This is a genomic window from Bradyrhizobium sp. CER78 (assembly GCF_029846235.1).
Lineage (GTDB): Bacteria > Pseudomonadota > Alphaproteobacteria > Rhizobiales > Xanthobacteraceae > Bradyrhizobium.
Genome location: NZ_JARVWP010000007.1, coordinates 302892 through 322034 on the forward strand (window position 1 = coordinate 302892; position 19143 = coordinate 322034).

Below are 19143 nucleotides of genomic sequence, written 5' to 3' on the forward strand. Positions count from 1 at the left end.
ATCTAGTTGTAAATAGAACGGTACAGTTCCGTTCCTATTGACGAGCCGCGCAACCGGGACTAATTGCCGCACAGAATGGAACGGCGCCGTTCCCTTTTGCGAAGGCCTTGCAGACCTCGCCGGACAGCAGGAGCAGCCATCATGTTCGAAGACACTGTTTTGGAGCGCGCCCGAGAGGGGCACCAGGGTATCGAGGGCGCGCCCTCGATCTCTCATGAGCCCACCACATCCGACGAGCGACCGGAGATCACCACGCGGGCCCCGGCCGAGGAGCGTCCGGTGAGCAAGGAGCCTGCCCCGCCGGCAACGATCCTGCCGGAGGCCACGCCGCAGAACCGCAGCTTCCTGCGCCGCCGTCCGGTGGTCTCCGCGATCGGCGCGGTGCTGCTCGCCGCCACGCTCGGCGGCGGCTATCTCTATTGGGACTACACGGGGCATTTCGAATCCACCGACGATGCCTTCATCGCGGCGCGGCAGTCGGCGCTGGCGCCCAAGGTCTCCGGCTACATCACCTCCGTCCCGGTCACCGACAACCAGCATGTCGCGGCCGGCGACGTGATCGCGCGGCTCGATGACCGCGACTATCGCGTCGCGCTGGCGCAGGCCGAAGCGCAGGTCGCGGCGGCGCGGGCCAGCATCGAGAATGTCGATGCGCAGCTCGACGTGCAGCAGGCGCAGATCGCGGCTAACCAGGCCCAGGTCGACCAGGCGCAGGCGGCGCTGACCTTCGCGCAGCAGCAGGCGACGCGCTACCAGCATCTCGAGCAGACCGGCTACGGCACGGTGCAGAATTCCGAGCAGTACACCTCGCAACTGCATCAGCAGCAGGCGTCGCTCCTGAGCGCGCAGGCGACGCTGAACCTCGCGCAGCGCCAGGTGGAATCGCTGAAGGCGCAGCGCAAGAGCGCGGTCGCCAACGTCGCCCAGGCCGAGGCGCAGCGCGACCAGGCCAAGCTCAACCTGTCCTACACGACGGTCACCGCCGCGCAGCCGGGCCGCGTCGTCAACCTGTCCGCCGCGGTCGGCCAGTTCGCGCAGCCCGGCACCAACCTCACGATGTTCGTGCCGGACCAAACCTGGGTCACCGCGAATTTCAAGGAGATCCAGCTCGACCAGATGCGTCCGGGCGAGAAGGTGACGCTGAAGATCGACGCCTATCCCGGCCGCACCATCAACGGACATGTCGAAAGCGTGCAGCCCGGCTCCGGCACCGCGTTCTCGCTGCTGCCGGCGCAGAACGCCACCGGCAACTACGTCAAGATCGTGCAGCGCGTGCCGGTCAAGATCGTGATGGACAACCCGCCGACCGACGTCGCGCTCGGCCCCGGCATGTCGGTCGTGCCGACGGTGCGGATCAATGCCGCGTCCTCGCTGCTCGAGCGGCTTGGCAAGCTCTGATCCCCGGAGGCTGTCATGAGTGCAGCAGCAATCGATGCCCAAAGCCTCCCTGCTCCGCGCGTCACCGTCAATCCCTGGCTGATCGCCATCGTGGTGGCGCTCGCGAGCTTCATGGAGGTGCTCGACACCACCATCGCCAACGTCGCACTGCCCTACATCGCCGGCGGCATGGGCGTGAGCGAGGACGAGGCCTCTTGGGTGGTCACGACCTACCTGGTGTCCAACGCCATCATCCTGACCGCCTCCAGCTTTCTCGCCAAAATGCTGGGGCGCAAGACCTTCTTCCTGATCTGCCTCGGCATCTTCACCGTCAGCTCGGTGCTGTGCGGCTTCGCGCCGAACCTCAACGCACTGCTGCTGTTCCGCATCCTGCAAGGTCTCGGCGGCGGCGGCATGGTGCCGGTGGCGCAGTCGATCCTCGCCGACGCATTCCCGCCGGCCAAGCGCGGGCAGGCATTTGCGGTGTTCGGCATCGCCGTGGTGGTCGCGCCGGTGGTCGGCCCGACGCTCGGCGGCTGGCTGTCCGACAATCTGTCCTGGCACTGGTGCTTCCTGATCAACGCGCCAGTCGGCGTGTTCGCGATCGCGCTGATCGCCGCGGTGCTGCAGGAGCCCGCCAAGGCCAATGACACGCAGCCGCAGGACAACACCTTCGACTTCATCGGCTTCGCGCTTGTGGCGACCTTCCTCGGCGCGCTCGAGGTAATGCTCGACCGCGGCCTCGAGGACGACTGGTTCGCCTCGCCCTTCATCATCACGTCAGCGGCGATCTGCGCTATCGCATTCGTGCTGATGATCCCGTGGGAGATGAGCCGCCGCAACCCGATGATCGACCTGCGCATGGTCGCGACCCGGCAGTTCGGCGCCTGCTTCCTGGTGATGCTGGCGACCGGCGCCATCCTGCTCGCGACCACCCAGTTCCTGCCGCAGCTGGTGCAGCAGGATTTCGGCTACACCGCGACCTGGGCCGGCCTCGTGCTGTCGCCCGGCGGCGTGGTCACCATGCTGATGATGTTCGTGGTCGGCCGGCTCGCCGCCAAAGTGCAGCCGAAATATCTGATCATCGCCGGCGCGCTTGTCATCGCGGCCTCGATGTACAGCATGACCAACGTGTACGGCGATCTCGGCTTCTGGTTCATGGCGCGCTCGCGCATGCTGATCGGCATCGGCCTGCCGCTGATCTTCATTCCGATCATGACGGCGTCCTATGACGGCATTCCCGCCGCGAAGACCGACCAGGCCTCCGCACTGATCAATGCGGCGCGCAACACCGGCGGCTCGATCGGCGTTTCGATCGTCTCCAACGTGCTGACGCATCGCCAGCAGTTCCACCAGAGCCGGCTGGTCGAGCAGGTCACGCCGTCAAGCCCGCAATATCAGGACACCCTGCACCAGGTCACCGACTACTTCGTCGCCCAGGGCAATGCGCTGGCGCAGGCGCACCAACAGGCAATCCAGTGGATCGGCCAGCAGGTGCAGATCCAGGCTTCGTTCCTGTCCTACATGGATGCGTTCTGGGTGCTGATGCTGATCGCGCTCTCGGCGATCCCGCTGGCGCTGACCTTGCGCAAGGTCAAGCTCGGCGGTCCCGCGCCTGTCGGGCACTGACGAACGCAGAGGTCAACTGCGATACGCCCGCGCCAGAGATCGGCGCGGGCGTATCGCTTTTGGATCGTTTCGATAGACGTCAGATGCCGCTCGTGGCGGCAACGATCGTGTCCCTCAGCCAGCGGTGCGCCGGCAGATCGTCGAAGCGGCGGTGCCAGCTCATGACGCTCTGCAGCCTCGATGCATCGAACGGCAGCTCCCGCATCTCGATCGGATAGGCGCGGCGGAATTCGAGCGCGAGCTTGCGCCCGAGGATCGCGACCATGTTCGATTGCACCAGGACCGCGCCGGCGGACAGATACGGCACATCGGCCGCAATGATGCGCTCGGCCTTGCGCGCCCGCAGCCAGGCATCGATGAAATCCAGATTCTCGCCGCTGGAGGTGATCGCAAGGTGTGGCAACTCGACCAGAGTTTCACCGGTCAGCTTCTTGCGCAGGGCCGGATGACCGGCCCGCAGCACCGCGACGAAGCGATCCTCGATCAACCGGCGGGCCGCGAAGCGCTCGCCCTCCAGCGCGCCGGCGGAGATCGCAACGTCGAGTTCGCCGCGATCGAGCCGGTCGGCGAGATTCAAGGTCCCGCTCGGCACCAGTGTCAGCCGCACCCTGGGCGCCTGCGCGCGCACCGCCGCGATGATCGCGCCGGCCGCGACCACCGCAGCATAATTGTTGACGGCAATGGCGAAGCGCCGATCCGCCTGCGCCGGATCGAAGCGATCCCCCTCGACCGCCAGTTGCAGTTCGTTGAGCGCCTTGCGGACCGGCAGCGCGAGCGCTTCCGCCCGCGGCGTCGGCAGCATGCCGGACGGCGTGCGGACGAATAGCTGGTCTTTCAGGGCGTGACGCAGCCGGTTCAGCGCATGGCTCACGGCGGGCTGACTGATGCCAAGCGCGGCGGCCGCGCGCACCACGCTGCGTTCGCGCATGACGGCGTCGAACACCAGCAGGAGATTGAGGTCGAGATTGCGCAGCCGCATGCCGCCATCATGCATGATATGAATTGACGGATAAAGACAATTCATTTGAATAATACCGGGCCGAAGCCCAGTTTCCGGGCATGCCCGAGAGCCCGCAAACCGCCATCGCAATCCGGCCCCATCGTGCCAACGCACGCGTACTGGTCGGCGTCCTGGTCGCCCCCGATGCCACGGCCATAGCCGTGCCGGAGACCTTCGCGCGCTGGCAACGGCTCACGCCGCTTGCGACATGGCTGCCGATTGCGCTGCGCGAGACCAGCTATGCCGGCATCCTGAGCGGCGTTGCGGCAACGCTCGACCGCGTCGATATCCCCCCGCGGCAGTTGATCCTGCTGGGCGAAGGATCCATCGCGCGGCGCATGCTCGAACTGACGCTAAGGGGCGAGCTGCCCTGCGCCGGCATTGTCGCAATCGACGTCTCCTCCGAAGCACTGCCGTTTCCCGTGGTGCCGACGGTCACGGCGATACGCCTCGTCATTCATCGCAACGACGACGCGCCGCAAGGCAGCCTGATCGGTGCGTTGCGCGCCGCCGATCTCGACGCGCGCATCATCAATCTCGACCTGACCGTCGGCCGCGGGACGCAAGCCGCCGCGGCGAGCGCAACTGAAACCTTTGTCCTCGAGCTGGTTGCAACGATCGGCCGCCGGACCACCGATGGAGCTGGTAATCCATGACATCGAAGACCCTCAAGATCGCGGGCGCGTGCCTGGTGGTCGCCGCAGTCAGCGTCGGCCTCTATGCCGTGGATCGGCCAGACCGCGCAGCTGACAAGGCTCCGGCAGCGGCCCAATCGACGACGGTCACGCCTGTCGTTCCGGTGACGGCGACCAAGGTCGTGCAGCATGATGTGCCGATCGTGCTCGAGGGACTCGGCACGGTGACGCCGATCAACACGGCCACCATCCGCACCCAGGTGCAGGGTACGCTCGACAGCGTCGATTTCGTCGAGGGCAAGCAGGTGAAGCGCGGCGATGTGCTCGCCAAGATCGACCCGCGGGTCTACGAGGCCCAGGTCGACCAGGCCGAGGCCGCGCTGGCGCGCGACGAGGCGACCTTGAAGAACGCCCGGACCAATCTGGCGCGAACACAGCCGCTCGCCAATCGCGGCTTTGCCACCCAGCAATTGCTCGATACCCAGGATTCGCAGGTCGCGCAGGGCGAAGGCACCGTCGCGCTCGACAAGGCCGCGCTGGAAGCCGCACAGACCCAGCTGAGCTACGCCAGAATCACCGCGCCGTTCGACGGTGTCACCGGCATCCGCCGCGTCGATCCCGGCAACGTCGTGCACCCGACCGACACCAACGGGCTCGTGGTCCTCACCCAGTTGCAGCCGATTGCGGTGATCTTCACGCTGCCGTCCGGCGACATTCCCGGTATCCGGCAGGCGCTGGCAACCGGAGACGCGTCGGTCGACGTCTATGATGCACAGAACAAGCAAAAGCTCGACCACGGCAGCCTGATGCTGATCAACAACCAGGTCGACAGCTCGACCGGCACGGTGCAGCTGAAGGCATCGTTTCCCAATGCCGGCAACACGCTGTGGCCCGGGACCTTCGTCAACGTCCATCTGACGGTCGCGGTTCGTCATAACGCACTCACGGTGCCGCTGACGGCGGTGCGCCAGGGACCGAACGGCGCCTTCGCCTATGTTGTCGGCCCGAACGACGTCGTCGGCATCCGCAATGTCACGACCGGGCAATCGCGTGACGGGCAGGTGCTGGTCGAGCAGGGCCTCGCCGCGAACGAGACCGTCGTCACCGCCGGCCAGTACCGGCTCAATCCAGGAACGACGGTCGAGATCGTGCCCGATGACAAGAAAGACCAGGTCCAGGACGCAACCACCGCAAGCGCAGGCATGCTGCCATGAACGTCTCCGCAGGCTTTATCCGCAAACCCGTCGCCACCGCTTTTCTCGCCGTCGCCATCGTGCTGGTCGGCATGATCGCCTTCGTGCGGCTGCCGGTCTCGGCGCTGCCGACGGTGGATACCCCGACCATCCAGGTCACCGCGCAATTGCCCGGCGCCGACCCGCAGACCATGGCCTCCTCGGTCGCGACGCCGCTGGAGCGGCAATTCGGCCAGATCGCCGGCCTGACCGGCATGAGCTCGAGCAGCGGGCTCGGCAATACCCAGATCACGCTGCAATTCGCGCTGAACCGCGGCGTCGATGCGGCCGCGCAGGACGTGCAGACCGCGATCGATGCGGCATCCGGGCAACTGCCCAAGACCATGCCGTCGCCGCCGACCTTCCACAAGGTCAATCCGGCCGACGTGCCGGTGCTGCTGATCGCGCTGACGTCGGACACCGAGCCGCTGACCAAGGTCGACGACTATGCCGACAGCATCCTGGCGCAGAAACTGTCGCAGGTACCGGGCGTCTCGCTCGTCACCATCGGCGGCACGCAGAAGCCGTCGATCCGGGTGCAGGTCAATCCGGCCAAGCTCGCCGCCGCAGGGATCGATCTCGAGCAATTGCGGACCACGCTCGGCAACATCACCGTGAACCAGCCGAAGGGCGTGCTCTATGGCAGCCAGCAGGCCTATACGCTGGCCACCAACGACCAGGTGCTCAACGCGAGCAAATATGACGACCTGATCATCGCCTATCGCAACGGCGCGCCGGTGCGCCTGCGAGACGTCGGGCATGCCGTGGTGGCAGCCGAGGATGTCACGCTGCATGGCTGGTACAACGACAAGCCTGCCGTGATCCTGGCGATCCAGCGCCAGCCCGGCGCCAACGTGATCAGCACGGTGGACGGCATCAAGAAGCTGCTCCCGCAGCTGGTGTCGAGCCTGCCGTCCGACATCAAGGTGACGATCGCCTCCGACCGTACGCAGACCATCCGCGCCAGCGTCGCCGACGTTCAGCTCACCCTGGTGCTGACCATCGCGCTGGTGGTCGGAGTGATCTTCCTGTTCCTGCGCAATCTGTGGGCGACCATCATCCCCGCAGTGTCGGTGCCGATCTCGCTGATCGGCACCTTCGGCGTGATGTATCTGCTCAACTACAGCCTCGACAATTTGTCACTGATGGGCCTGTCGATCGCGGTCGGCTTCGTCGTGGACGACGCCATCGTGATGATCGAGAACATCTCGCGGCACATCGAGGAAGGCCTCTCTCCAATGCAGGCCGCCCTGAAGGGCGCCGGCGAGATCGGCTTCACGATCATTTCGATATCGGTCTCGCTGATCGCGGTGTTCATTCCGCTGCTGCTGATGGGCGGGGTGATCGGCCGCATGTTCCAGGAATTCGCTGTCACAGTCTGCGTTGCCATCGTGGTGTCGGTGATCGTCTCGGTCACGCTGACGCCGATGATGTGCGCGTATCTGCTGTCGCCGCACCAGGGCGCCGGGGCTGGCGCTGTCTCACGCACGCTCGAACGCGGCTTCGTCGCGATCCAGGCGGCCTATGAGGCCGTACTTGCCAGAGCGCTGCGCTTCAAGGCGACGACCTTGTCGATCATGCTGGCAAGCATTGCGGTGACCGGCCTGCTGTTCGTCGGCATTCCCAAGGGCTTCTTTCCCCAGCAGGACACCGGCTTGATCACCGGCATCACGGAGGCCTCGGCCGACATCTCCCCGGCGCAGATGGCAACGCTGCAACGCAGCGTCATCGACGTCATTTCCAAGAACCCCTCGGTCGCCAACGCGACCGGCTATATCGGACCGGGCGGCCCGACCGTGACCGAGAACAACGGCCGCCTGTTCGTGCTGCTGAAGCCGCGCAACGAGCGCAGCGCCTCCGCCGATCAGGTGATCCGGCAGCTCGACAGCGCGCTGCAGAAGATCAAGGGGATGTCGGTGTTCATGCAGGCGACGCAGGACATCAATCTCGCGAGCCGCCTGTCCAAGACGCAGTACCAGTTCACCCTCACCGACGTGAACCAGGACGAGCTCAATCTGTGGGCCGGCAAGCTGTATCAGAAGCTGAAGACGTTGCCGGAACTGGCCGACGTCGCGACCGACCAGGCCAACGCTGCGCGTCAGCTCAAGCTGCAGATCGACCGCGACGCGGCCTCCCGCCTCGGCATCGATCCGGCCGCGGTCGACAACACGCTCTATGATTCATTCGGCCAGCGCCATGTCGCCCAGCTGTTCACGACGCTCAACACCTACTACGTGATCCTGGAGGTCGATCCGTCGTTCCAGCTCGGTCCCTATGCGCTCAACCGCATCTATGTCCGCTCGTCCGCGGGGACGATGGTGCCCTTGAGCCAGATCGCGAGCATCGATTACGGCACCGCGCCGCTCTCCGTGAATCACCAAAGCCAGTTTCCGTCGGTGACCCTGAGCTTCAACCTGGCACCGGGCACGGCGGTGGGGACCGCGGTCGCGGCCGTGCAGAAGGCGACCGCCGACCTGCACGTGCCGTCGACCGTCGTCACCAGCTTCCAGGGCAATGCGCAGGCGTTCCAGGCGGCGCTCGGCAGCACGCCGATCCTGATCCTCGCCGCGGTGGTCGCCGTCTATCTGATCCTCGGCATGCTCTATGAAAGCACGATCCATCCGATCACGATCCTCTCGACCTTGCCGTCCGCCGGGCTCGGCGCGCTGCTCGCGCTGTGGGCGTTCGGCTTCGGGCTCGACGTGATCGGGCTGATCGGCATCATCCTCTTGATCGGCATCGTGCAGAAGAACGGCATCATGCTGATCGATTTTGCGCTGCAGGCCGAGCGCCACCAGCATCTCCCCGCCGAACAGTCGGTCTACATGGCCTGCCGTGCGCGCTTCCGGCCGATCCTGATGACGACGATGTGCGCCATGCTCGGCGGCGTTCCGCTGATGATCGGCACCGGCACCGGATCGGAGCTGCGCCAGCCGCTCGGCTTTGCCATCGTCGGCGGGCTGATCGTCTCGCAGCTGATGACGCTGTTCACGACGCCGGTCGTGTACATCTATCTCGACGGGATGACCCGGTGGTTCGCCAGGCTGCGCAAGGGTGCGCAGAAGGCCGCACCACACGGAGCCGAGACGGCGACGTGACGTGCCCCGCGCCGTAGCCGTGCGTCAGCCTGCCCTGCGGCGTTGGCCGCGCCACCACAGGCCGAAGGCAATCGTGACCGCGGCGGCGAGCGAGAACCAGGTGATGGCGTACTGCATGTGGTCGTCCTTGAGACGCACCTTGAGCGGCCCGGGCTTCGGCGTGCCGCTGTCGGGGACCGGCGCCTCGAGGTCGATATAGAACGGCGCGACCTCACCCCAACCGAGCGCCTGCGCCATCGCGCGATGATCGCGCACGAACCACAGCCGCTTCGCGGTATCCTCCTTTGGCGTCAGCCGGCCCGGCGGCTCGGGAAAGCGGATATAGCCGGTGAGCTCCACCGGCGTGCCGGTGACGAGGCGCGCGGTGACGCGATCCTCGAAGGCGCGGTCCTGCATCGTGTTCTGGACAAAGCCGGCGTTGATCACCACGGTCTCGCCGCTGGCGAGCTTGGCCGGCAGGAACGCCCAAGTGCCGGGTCCCGAAACATCGTCGCGCACCGCGGAGCCGGAGCTGAAGACCATCGCGTCGGGCTGCTTCGCGTAGGTCGCGGTCAAAGTGACACGGCGGAATTCATCCTTGGCCGAGGTCACCGTGGGCCACACCGATGGCGGCGGCAGCGCCTCGGTCGGGGCGGCCAGCCGGGCGTCGAGGGCTGCGATCAGCGCGTGCTTCTCGACCCGGCGCTGCAATTGCCAGACGCCGAGGGCAATGAACACCGCGATCAGGATCAGCGTGAAAATTCCGAAGCCGGCCGCGCTCGGCCGACTCGCTTTACTGTCATTCATTTCGGGTCGCGCTCGATCAATTGGCCTTCGGCCGCCTTGTGGTGGAATTGCAGCGCGATCAGCAGCGCCTTCATCGAGCGCAGCGGCAGGATGGTGGTGATCACGATCAGCGGCAGCCACAGCGCCGCGTGCACCCAGAACGGCGGCTGGTACTTCACCTCGACGATCAGCGCGGCCGCGACCACGATGGCGCCGGCCAGCATGATGATGAAGATCGCCGGGCCGTCGCCGGCATCGATGAAGGCGTAGTCGAGGCCGCAGGCCTCACAGCGCGGCGCCAGGGTCAGGAAGCCGGAATAGAGCTTGCCCTTGCCGCAGCGCGGGCAGCGGCAGGCGATGCCGCGGATCGCGCTTTCGGTCACAGTGGGCGGGGTATCGGTCATCGGTTCTCTTCAAAAAGCAAAAGGGGCGGCCATCGGGCCGCCCCTTGTTAGCACGTCGGCCTGCGCTTTAGTGGGCGCCGTGGGCCATGGACTCGGCGCCGTGACCCCAGACGTAGATGCAGATGAACAGGAACAGCCACACCACGTCGACGAAGTGCCAGTACCAGGCGGCGAACTCGAAGCCGAGGTGCTGCTTCGGGGTGAAGTGGCCGGCATAGGCGCGGATCAGGCAGACCAGCAGGAAGATGGTGCCGACTAGCACGTGGAAGCCGTGGAACCCGGTCGCCATGAAGAAGGTCGCGCCATAAACGTTGCCGCCGAACGAAAACGTCGCATGGGCGTACTCATAGGCCTGCACGCAGGTGAACAAGGCGCCGAGGATCACGGTGAGGATCAGGCCCTGCTTGAGGCCCTGGCGGTCGTTCTCCAGCAGCGCATGGTGCGCCCAGGTGACGGTGGTGCCCGAGGTCAGCAGCAGCAGGGTGTTGAGCAGCGGCAGATGCCAGGGATCGAAGGTCTCGATGCCGTGCGGCGGCCAGGTGCCGGGCACCGAGCAGGCGCCCATCGCCGTGCCGGCGCCGCAGCCGAACACCGCGTCGCGGGTGGCGTGGACGGCGTCGGCCGGGAACAGCGCCGAGTTGAAGAAGGCCCAGAACCAGGCGACGAAGAACATCACCTCGGAGGCGATGAACAGGATCATGCCGTAGCGGTGGCTGATCTGCACCACGCGGGTGTGGTCGCCCTTGTACTGGGCTTCCTTGATCACGTCGCCCCACCAGCTCGCCATGGTGTAGAGCACGCCGATGGTGCCGATGCCGAACACGATCGGAGCGGCGGAATACATATGGTGCATCCAGCCGATCGCACCGAACGCCATGATGAAGGCCGAGATCGAGCCGACCACCGGCCACGGGCTCGGGTCGACGAGATGATAGTCGTGATGCTTGACTTGCGCCTCAGCCATTGCCGTCTCTCCATTCGCGTGCCGCAAGGCACGTCTTAATCTTAAATTCCAATCTCTTCAGCATGATCTTCTCGGAAAACCGGTCCCCACTTTTCCGGATCATGCTCTAGCCGCCCTTGCGCTGCTCCGCCTCGCCGGCCGCCACGGGCTTCGGCGTAGCGTCGCGCACGGGGAAGAAGGTGTAGGACAAGGTGATGTTCTTCAGCGTGTCGTTCTCGCTGTCCTTCGCCAGTTCGGGATCGACATAGAACACCACGGCCATCTCGCGCTTTTCGCCCGGGGCCATGGTCTGCTCGGTGAAGCAGAAGCAATTGATCTTCTGGAAGTAGGCGCCGACCGTGAGCGGCGCGACGTTGTAGGACGCCTGCGCCGTGGTGGTGCGCGCCGACTGGTTGGTCACGGTGTAGTAGACCGTGACGACCTGGCCGATCTTGACGTCAATATTGTTCTGCTCCGGCTCGAACTTCCAGGGCAGGCCCGGTGCGACGTTGGAATCGAAGCTGACGGTGATGGTGCGCTCGAGCGGCCTATCCGTCGGCAGCGAGGTCGCGACCTGAGTGGTGCCGTTGAAGCCGGTGGTGCGGCAGAACCAGTTGTAGAACGGCACGGCCGCGTAGGACGCGCCGACCATCAGCACCACGACGAAGCCGCAGATCGAGGCGACCAGCGCGTCACGGGTCAGCATGCGGCGCGTGACCTTGGCGCCTTCACCCTGTCGCGGTCCCTGGTTCGCCATCTCGCTCACAGCGGCCGCACCAGCACGGCCGGCCCCTTAACGAGGGTGACGGCGAAGAACAGCACCACCATGACGCCGAGCGCGAGCGCAATCGCGATCGAACGCTGGCGGCGGCTCTTGAGCTGCGCCTCGGTGAGCACGATGCCTTCTGGTTCGTTCTTGTCGTCCATTGCTGTCCCGTACGCCCCCATCTCGCCCCCCGGCGTCCCTATCCGATGAAGACAGGCAGGATCGCGCGCACCACCACCTCGGCAAGGAGGACGGCGAACAGCGCGAACAGATAAAGGATCGAGAAGGCAAACAGCCGGCGCGTGGCGCGGTTGGCCGCAACACCCTCACGGCGGCGGTAGACCTCGATGGCGAGCCACAGCATGCCGGCGCCCAGCACCAGCGAGGTGACGCCGTAGATCGCGTCGAAATAGCCCAGCGGCCACGGCGCCAGCGCGATCGCGACCAGCACGATAGTGTAGAGCAGGATCTGCAGGCGGGTCGCGTCGGGACCGGCGACCACCGGCAGCATCGGTATGCCGGCGCGCGCATAGTCGTCGCTGCGGAACAGCGCCAGCGCCCAGAAGTGCGGCGGGGTCCAGAAGAAGATGATCAGGAACAGCAGGATCGGCTCGACCGAGAGCGAGCCGGTCGCGGCGGCCCACGCCACCACCGGCGGCAGCGCGCCGGCGGCGCCGCCGATCACGATGTTCTGCGCGGTCCAGCGCTTCAGCAGCATCGTGTAGATCACGGCGTAGAAGAAGATGGTGAAGGCAAGCAGCGCACCCGCCACCCAGTTGACCAGGATGCCGAGCGTCATCACCGAGAAGAAGGCGAGCGTCAGGCCGAACGCGTACGCCTCGGCCGGGGTGATCCGGCCGCGCGGGATCGGTCGGTTGGCGGTACGCGTCATCAACGCGTCGACGTCGCTCTCATAGGCCATGTTGAGCGCGCCGGAAGCGCCGGCGCCGACCGCGATGCAGAGGATCGAGGTGAACGCCAGCACAGGATGCACATGCACCGGCGCGATCATCAGCCCGACCAGCGCGGTGAAGATCACCAGCGACATCACGCGCGGCTTCAAGAGCGCGATGTAGTCGCCCACTTCGGCCTCGGAGATCCGGGGCAGCTCGATGGCGTTGTGATCGACAACCGACAAGATCAGGTCTCACTTCTCTTCAAAAGGCGCGGCGCACCCGCAGGTGCGCCGCGTTGACTTGGACTTACTGCACGCGGGGCAGCACTTCGAACTGGTGGAACGGCGGCGGTGAGGTCAGCGTCCACTCCAGCGTGGTGGCGCCCGCACCCCACGGATTGTTCGCGGCCTGCTCCTTGCGGACGAAGGCATCGATCACGCCGTAGATGAAGATCAGCACGCCGACGCCTGAGATGTAGGAGCCCCAGGAGGAGATCAGGTTCCAGCCGGCGAACGCATCCGGATAGTCGACATAGCGGCGCGGCATGCCCGACAGGCCGAGGAAGTGCTGCGGGAAGAACACCAGATTGACGCCGACGAAGGTGAACCAGAAGTGCGCCTTGGCGATCTTCTCCGAGTACATGTAGCCGAACATCTTCGGGAACCAGTAGTACCAGCCGGCGAAGATGCCGAACACGGCGCCGAGCGACAGCACGTAGTGGAAGTGCGCCACCACGTAATAGGTGTCCTGCAGCACGCGGTCGACGCCGGCATTGGCCAGCACGACGCCGGTGACGCCGCCGACGGTGAACAGGAAGATGAAGCCGATCGCCCAGATCATCGGCGCCTTGAACTCGATCGAGCCGCCCCACATCGTGGCGATCCAGGAGAAGATCTTCACGCCGGTCGGCACCGCGATCACCATCGTGGCGGCGACGAAATAGGCCTGCGTCGCCGACGACATGCCGACAGTGTACATGTGGTGCGCCCACACCACGAAGCCGATGCCGCCGATCGCGACCATGGCGTAGGCCATGCCGAGATAGCCGAACACGGGCTTGCGCGAGAAGGTGGAGACGATCTGGCTGATCATGCCGAAGGCGGGCAGGATCAGGATGTACACTTCGGGGTGACCGAAGAACCAGAACAGATGCTGGAACAGCACGGGGTCGCCGCCGCCGTCAGCCGCAAAGAAGGTGGTGCCGAAATTGCGGTCGGTCAGCAGCATGGTGATCGCACCGGCGAGCACCGGCAGCGACAACAGCAGCAGGAACACCGTCACCAGGATCGACCACACGAACAGCGGCATCTTGTGCAGGGTCATGCCCGGCGCGCGCATGTTGAAGATCGTGGTGATGAAGTTGATGGCGCCGAGGATCGACGACGCACCGGCAAGATGCAGCGACAGGATCGCGAAATCGACTGCCGGACCCGGATGGCCCGAGGTCGACAGCGGCGCATACATGGTCCAGCCGGCACCGACGCCGTTGGCGCCCGGCTCACCCTCGACGAAGGTCGACAGCAAGAGCAACGCGAACGAGGCCGGCAGCAGCCAGAACGAGATGTTGTTCATGCGCGGGAACGCCATGTCGGGCGCGCCGATCATCAGCGGCACCATCCAGTTGCCGAACCCGCCGATCATCGCCGGCATGACCATGAAGAAGATCATGATCAAACCGTGCGAGGTCACGAACACGTTATAGGTGTGCGTCTCGTGGAATATCTGGACGCCCGGGTACATCAACTCGGCACGGATCGCGATCGACATCGCAGCGCCGATGATGCCCGCGATCACCGCAAAAACCAGGTACATCGTACCGATGTCCTTGTGGTTCGTGGAGTAGAGATAGCGCCGCCATCCGGTCGGATGGTGGGCGTGATCATCATGGGCGTGATCGTCGTGTGTCGCTGCGCCTGTCGCCATGTTCAAAATCCTGCCTTGCAGTCCCTCTTGGACCTTGCGGCCCGTCGCCCTTATTCCATCCGCCGCAATAAGCCGCTCGGCTTACTGCGCCGCCTGACCAGCCGAGGCGTAGGAATTCGCCGGATTGGTCGCAAACTTCTTCTTCGCCCCTTCAACCCAGGTCGCGAATTCCTGGTCGCTGACGACCCGGACCGCGATCGGCATGAAGGCATGGTCCTTGCCGCACAGTTCCGAGCACTGGCCGTAGAACACGCCGGTCTTGGTGGCCTTGAACCAGCTCTCGTTGAGACGGCCGGGGACCGAATCGATCTTCACGCCGAAGGCCGGCACAGCGAACGAGTGGATCACGTCGGCGCCGGTGGTCTGGATCCGGACCACCTTGTTGACCGGGACCACCATTTCATTGTCGACGCCGAGCAGACGGGGCTGCTTGTCCTTGTCGAGCAGCGAGTCGAACTCGAACTTGCCGTTATCCGGATAGCCGTAGGACCAGTACCACTGCTTGCCGGTGACCTTCACGGTGAGGTCCGGCTTCGGCACGTCGAGCTCCAGGAACAGCAGACGGAACGACGGCACCGCGATGCCGACCAGGATCAGGACCGGGATCAGCGTCCAGGCCACTTCGATCAGGGTGTTGTGGGTGGTCTTGGAGGGGACCGGGTTGGCGCGGGCGTTGAACTTCACCACCACGATGATGAGCAGCGCCAGCACGAACAGGGTGATGACGGTGATCAGCACCAGCAGGAAATTGTGAAACCAAATGATGTTTTCCATCACCGGGGTCGCGGCTTCCTGCAGCCTGTGCTCCCACGGCGCCGGCTGCCCCATTTCGGCGAAGGCCGATCCTGCGGCGACAGACGCCACACCCGCTACCGCCAACCCCAGCAATTGCCTGCCCAACCGGCCAATCGACATCTTCATGCCGCTCGCGCTCCCTTGCATTATTCCCCAAAGCACCTCCGGCATGTGGCCGAAAATGCAGCACGATCCGCCCTGACAAACGGCCTTCCGGACATACCCGTCTCTGAGTCAAGGTGGGTACGGGAGCCAGATCGCTAGAACGCGTCGAAATCCAGCCTCTCAAACCATAATTCTCAGGCGCTCGCAATGCAGTAGTAGGTCCGAAAGCCATGCGCCTGCGATGAAGCTGCCGCTTGCGATTTTTCCCGCAAAATCAAGCGAAAGTCGCCGAAACAACACCGCATGCAGTTGACAGGGGGATTGCCGGATGTACCCACAGGCGGGATAGCCCACAGGAACCTGATTCGCTGCGGGCTGCCCCAATCCGGCGCGGGAATGGCTTCAAGATCGCCTTCAAGGCGCCGTCATTGCGGTATCAGTCGACGGGCGAGCACGATCCGGAGCAGGGACAGCCGGTTTCCGAAAAGATCATGCTCAAACAAAGAGATGAGATCACGATGCGATTTTTAAGGGCGCATCCTGATCGGGCGTGCTAGCGGCGGCCGGGCGGACGGCCGGTCCGACCGAACATCAAAGGATCGACCCGGATGGGCGCTTCGAACATTCGTTTGACGATGGCCTGCTGGCTCGGCGGCCTCGTGATTCTGGCCTCTTCTCTCGGCCTCACCCAGACAGCGAACGCGCAAGGCGCGGTGCGCTCGGTCCATGGCGACTGGCAGATCCGCTGCGACACCCCGCCCGGCGCCCAGGCCGAGCAATGCGCACTGATCCAGAGCGTGGTAGCCGAAGACCGCTCCAATGCCGGCCTGACCGTGATCGTGCTCAAGACCGCCGACCAGAAGAGCCGCCTGATGCGCGTGGTCGCCCCGCTCGGCGTGCTGTTGCCCTCCGGCCTCGGCCTGAAACTCGACAATCAGGACGTCGGCCGCGCCGGTTTTGTCAGATGCCTGCCCAATGGCTGCGTCGCCGAGGTCGTGATGGACGACAAGCTGCTCGGCCAGCTCAAGAACGCCAAGACCGCGACGTTCATCATCTTCGAGACCCCGGAAGAGGGCATCGGCTTTCCGCTCAGCCTGAACGGCCTGGCGGAGGGCTATGACAAATTGCCCTAGGCCAACGAGCATCCCAGAAGGCGTAGCCCGGATGAAGCGAAGCGAAATCCGGGAAAATCTCTCTGGCGGTTGATGCCGGTCCCGGATTGCGCTGCGCTCCATCCGGGCTACGCAAGCTGCGCTGATCGACGCCAAGCGAATCTCGCTCACCGCCCTCCGCCCGCATAATAATCAACCAACGCACTCGCGTCGGCGGACAACCAGTCCGCTTCACCAGTCATGTAGCCCTCGACCTGTCCGCTCACGCCGATCAGGAACGAGATCGGCATGCCGTACAGCGCGAACGGCGTCTTGACCTCGGCAGCGTCGACGCGCGAGACGAGACCGCCGGGATCGAAGCCGATCGTCAGGTGACGCAGCTTGAGCTGCTTGACGTAGGGCGCCACCACCGCACGGTTGCGGTCGGTGCTGACCGCGATGACCGCGAGATCGCTGCGGCCGCCGGCAGCGAGGCGATCCAGCATCGGCAGCTCGCCCCGGCACGCCGCGCACCAAGTAGCCCAGAAGTTCACCAGCACCAGCCTGCCCTTGAACGCATTGAGATCGATCGCGCCGCCGGCCAGCGCCGGGATCGCGACCGGCGGCACTGGATAAGCGCCTTGAACCAGCGTGAACTGATGTCGGATGGTGCCGAATTGCGGCGGCCCCGACGCGGCCCGCGCCGGCATCGCGAGCGCAGCCCCGGCGCCGATCATGCCGGCGACGACGGTGCGGCGTGTGGGCGCGCGAACGACAGTCATGATCAGCTCTCCGCTTGGCTCGATGGCTGCATCGCTCACGACCGGATGTAGGACCAGCCGGCTTCCTGCAATTCGATGATGCGCCCGGGCCCGTTCGGCACCAGGTCGACATTATCGAGCAGGACGAGCGGATGGCCCTCGGCGCGTTCCATGCCGAGCTTGGTGGCCTCACAGACCACGAAGAGGATGTCGGGCGTGAGTCCACGCACCACCCGCAGCAGATCCTTCACTGGCGAGGTATCGGCCCGCAGCATGTGGACGCCGGCATTATAGGCGACGACCTCGATCTCGAACGGCTCGTTGCGCTCCCGGTAATGTTTCGGGAGATTGAGCGCGGTCGAGATCAGCGCCCGCATCGTGGTCGGATCGTCGCTGTTGATCGGCAGCACGACATGATGCACACGCGGCTCGGGCTGCTTTGACCCGAGGTTTTTGGGCTCCGGTTTGGAGGCCGCCGAGACCGAGCCGGTGAGCAGCAAGGTCACGGCGAACGGCACCGCGAAGGCCAACACGAGCCCCACAGCGAGCGTCGGGATGCGCCGAGAGACACGCATCGCTGCGACCTCACGGCGCGGTCGCGAGCAGCGCGAACTGGCTGCGCTTGGCGTAGGCGACGATCGCGCTCAGCGCGAGCAGCACGAGCGCCGGCACCGGTGAGCCGCCGATCACGAACAGATGGCTGATGGTCGCGCCGACCATGATGCAGCTCAGCAGCACGCCGCCGACGGCTGCGACCGGCGGCAGCAGGATCAGGACCGCGCCGATGAGCTCCAGCGACCCGGTGAAGTAGCGGAACCACTGGCCGAGCCCGATATGCTCGAATTCCTCGACCAGCATCGGCACGCCATAGAGCTTGGCGGCGCCCGCAGCGGCAAAGGCCAGCGCAAGCAGTCCCCTGACAACCCAGAGACTGACGGATTTCCAGCGCGACGGCGCCGTGGCAACAGCAACTGACATGGATCACTTCCCAATAGTTCGTTTCGACCGGACCGCGCGGCCACCTGACCGATCGGCGGCAGGCCCGCGGCTTTCGATGGGCTAAATTCGGGAGTAAGATGAAAAGAACAAGTAGGATCATTTTTGTGAGGTAGTATGAAAAAACAGACTATTGAGCCGCCCGAGCCTCCGGCGGCGTCCGAACCGTGCGACGGCGACATGCTGGCGCAATTTCATCGCGCGCTTGCGGTGCTGGCCGGGAAATGGAAAGGCGACATCCTCTGGCAACTGATCGACCGCAAGCGGCGATTCGGCGAGCTGCGGCAGGCCATCCCCGGCGTCACCCAGCACATGCTGACCACGCAATTGCGCGATCTCGAGGCCAATGGCCTCGTCAAGCGCACGGTCTATCCCGAGGTGCCGCCACGGGTTGAGTACGAGATGACGCCCTCCGCCAAGGCGCTCAAGCCGGTGTTCGACGAGCTCTACCGGTGGGCGCAGGAGCATGGTTTTCCGACCTCAGCGCAGGGCGCGGCCGGCAAGGGCGCGCAGCCACCGTCGCAGCCTGGCGATGCAGCCGGGCCGGACAGCCAGCCACGGAAGGCCGGCCGGCGCGGCGGCTGATGACGACAAGGTGACGATCCCGAGGGGCTGCCGTGACCGATGTCACTGTCGCAGGCACTCCCGGTTTGCCACCCCAAACACTATGTTTGGCCATCGTCGTCCGAGCCTGGAACCGGGCCGGCACAGGTTTCCGGGTTGTAAG

General features: G+C 65.2%; 19 protein-coding genes. 7 read left to right on the plus strand and 12 right to left on the minus strand.

The features are described 5' to 3' along the window. Positions 1-141: 141 nt before the first annotated feature. Together QDT69_RS18040 and QDT69_RS18045 are read left to right on the plus strand one after the other, a co-directional pair. Complete coding sequence (locus tag QDT69_RS18040) at positions 142-1398, plus strand: HlyD family secretion protein (RefSeq protein ID WP_279707811.1); 1257 nt, start codon at positions 142-144, stop codon at positions 1396-1398. Between the two features lie 15 nt (positions 1399-1413). Next, positions 1414-3006, plus strand: a complete 1593-nt coding sequence (locus tag QDT69_RS18045) for a DHA2 family efflux MFS transporter permease subunit (protein ID WP_279707812.1) — start codon at positions 1414-1416, stop codon at positions 3004-3006. A 79-nt stretch (positions 3007-3085) separates the two neighbouring features. Here QDT69_RS18045 and QDT69_RS18050 read toward each other — a convergent pair whose 3' ends face one another. Further along, positions 3086-3985, minus strand: coding sequence for a LysR family transcriptional regulator (locus QDT69_RS18050; protein ID WP_279707813.1), 900 nt, complete (start codon positions 3983-3985; stop codon positions 3086-3088). An 80-nt stretch (positions 3986-4065) separates the two neighbouring features. Between QDT69_RS18050 and QDT69_RS18055 the strand changes: the two genes are divergently transcribed. Genes QDT69_RS18055 through QDT69_RS18065 form a run of 3 tightly spaced genes read left to right on the plus strand, consistent with a single transcriptional unit; the run spans position 4066 to position 8971 of the window. Then, positions 4066-4662 (plus strand): hypothetical protein, encoded by a 597-nt coding sequence (locus QDT69_RS18055; RefSeq protein ID WP_279707814.1) that lies wholly within the window; start codon positions 4066-4068, stop codon positions 4660-4662. Beyond that, positions 4659-5855: an efflux RND transporter periplasmic adaptor subunit gene (locus tag QDT69_RS18060; RefSeq protein WP_279707815.1), complete on the plus strand. Its 1197-nt coding sequence runs from the start codon at positions 4659-4661 to the stop codon at positions 5853-5855. The genes QDT69_RS18055 and QDT69_RS18060 overlap by 4 nt, the downstream gene beginning before the upstream one ends. Then, entirely contained in the window at positions 5852-8971 is a 3120-nt protein-coding gene (locus QDT69_RS18065) for an efflux RND transporter permease subunit (protein ID WP_279707816.1), read from the plus strand. The genes QDT69_RS18060 and QDT69_RS18065 overlap by 4 nt, the downstream gene beginning before the upstream one ends. A gap of 24 nt (positions 8972-8995) precedes the next feature. On the opposite strand, the gene QDT69_RS18070 is transcribed toward QDT69_RS18065, so the two are convergent. From QDT69_RS18070 to coxB, 8 genes are all read right to left on the minus strand, one after another. Beyond that, positions 8996-9757, minus strand: a complete 762-nt coding sequence (locus tag QDT69_RS18070) for an SURF1 family cytochrome oxidase biogenesis protein (RefSeq protein ID WP_279707817.1) — start codon at positions 9755-9757, stop codon at positions 8996-8998. Continuing rightward, a complete protein-coding gene (locus QDT69_RS18075; protein ID WP_279707818.1) occupies positions 9754-10140 on the minus strand; it encodes a DUF983 domain-containing protein in 387 nt (128 codons plus the stop codon). The genes QDT69_RS18070 and QDT69_RS18075 overlap by 4 nt, the downstream gene beginning before the upstream one ends. 67 nt (positions 10141-10207) lie before the next feature. Then, positions 10208-11104 carry a cytochrome c oxidase subunit 3 gene (locus tag QDT69_RS18080; RefSeq protein WP_050422212.1) on the minus strand — a complete coding sequence of 299 codons (897 nt, stop codon included), beginning with the start codon at positions 11102-11104 and terminating at the stop codon, positions 10208-10210. A 106-nt stretch (positions 11105-11210) separates the two neighbouring features. Next, positions 11211-11840 (minus strand): cytochrome c oxidase assembly protein, encoded by a 630-nt coding sequence (locus QDT69_RS18085; protein WP_279707905.1) that lies wholly within the window; start codon positions 11838-11840, stop codon positions 11211-11213. Between the two features lie 5 nt (positions 11841-11845). Next, on the minus strand, positions 11846-12010 hold the full coding sequence (locus QDT69_RS18090; RefSeq protein WP_212012421.1) for a CoxF protein: 165 nt from the start codon (positions 12008-12010) through the stop codon (positions 11846-11848). Between the two features lie 38 nt (positions 12011-12048). Then, positions 12049-12987 (minus strand): heme o synthase, encoded by a 939-nt coding sequence (locus QDT69_RS18095; RefSeq protein WP_279707819.1) that lies wholly within the window; start codon positions 12985-12987, stop codon positions 12049-12051. 64 nt (positions 12988-13051) lie between these two features. After that, complete coding sequence (ctaD, locus tag QDT69_RS18100; RefSeq protein ID WP_279707820.1) at positions 13052-14668, minus strand: cytochrome c oxidase subunit I; 1617 nt, start codon at positions 14666-14668, stop codon at positions 13052-13054. An 81-nt stretch (positions 14669-14749) separates the two neighbouring features. Beyond that, entirely contained in the window at positions 14750-15589 is an 840-nt protein-coding gene (coxB, locus tag QDT69_RS18105; protein WP_279707821.1) for a cytochrome c oxidase subunit II, read from the minus strand. A gap of 614 nt (positions 15590-16203) precedes the next feature. On the opposite strand from coxB, the gene QDT69_RS18110 reads away from it, so the two are divergent. After that, positions 16204-16701, plus strand: a complete 498-nt coding sequence (locus tag QDT69_RS18110) for an invasion associated locus B family protein (protein ID WP_050422247.1) — start codon at positions 16204-16206, stop codon at positions 16699-16701. 146 nt (positions 16702-16847) lie between these two features. Here the strand turns inward: QDT69_RS18110 and QDT69_RS18115 are convergent, their stop codons facing one another. From QDT69_RS18115 to QDT69_RS18125, 3 genes are read right to left on the minus strand one after another with little or no spacing between them, the layout of a single operon-like run. After that, positions 16848-17441, minus strand: a complete 594-nt coding sequence (locus QDT69_RS18115) for a TlpA disulfide reductase family protein (protein ID WP_279707822.1) — start codon at positions 17439-17441, stop codon at positions 16848-16850. Between the two features lie 35 nt (positions 17442-17476). After that, positions 17477-17995, minus strand: a complete 519-nt coding sequence (locus QDT69_RS18120) for a hypothetical protein (RefSeq protein ID WP_279707823.1) — start codon at positions 17993-17995, stop codon at positions 17477-17479. Between the two features lie 10 nt (positions 17996-18005). After that, complete coding sequence (locus QDT69_RS18125) at positions 18006-18398, minus strand: DoxX family protein (protein ID WP_279707824.1); 393 nt, start codon at positions 18396-18398, stop codon at positions 18006-18008. A gap of 198 nt (positions 18399-18596) precedes the next feature. Between QDT69_RS18125 and QDT69_RS18130 the strand changes: the two genes are divergently transcribed. Further along, positions 18597-19001: a helix-turn-helix domain-containing protein gene (locus QDT69_RS18130; RefSeq protein ID WP_279707906.1), complete on the plus strand. Its 405-nt coding sequence runs from the start codon at positions 18597-18599 to the stop codon at positions 18999-19001. The last annotated feature ends 142 nt before the right edge of the window (positions 19002-19143 follow it).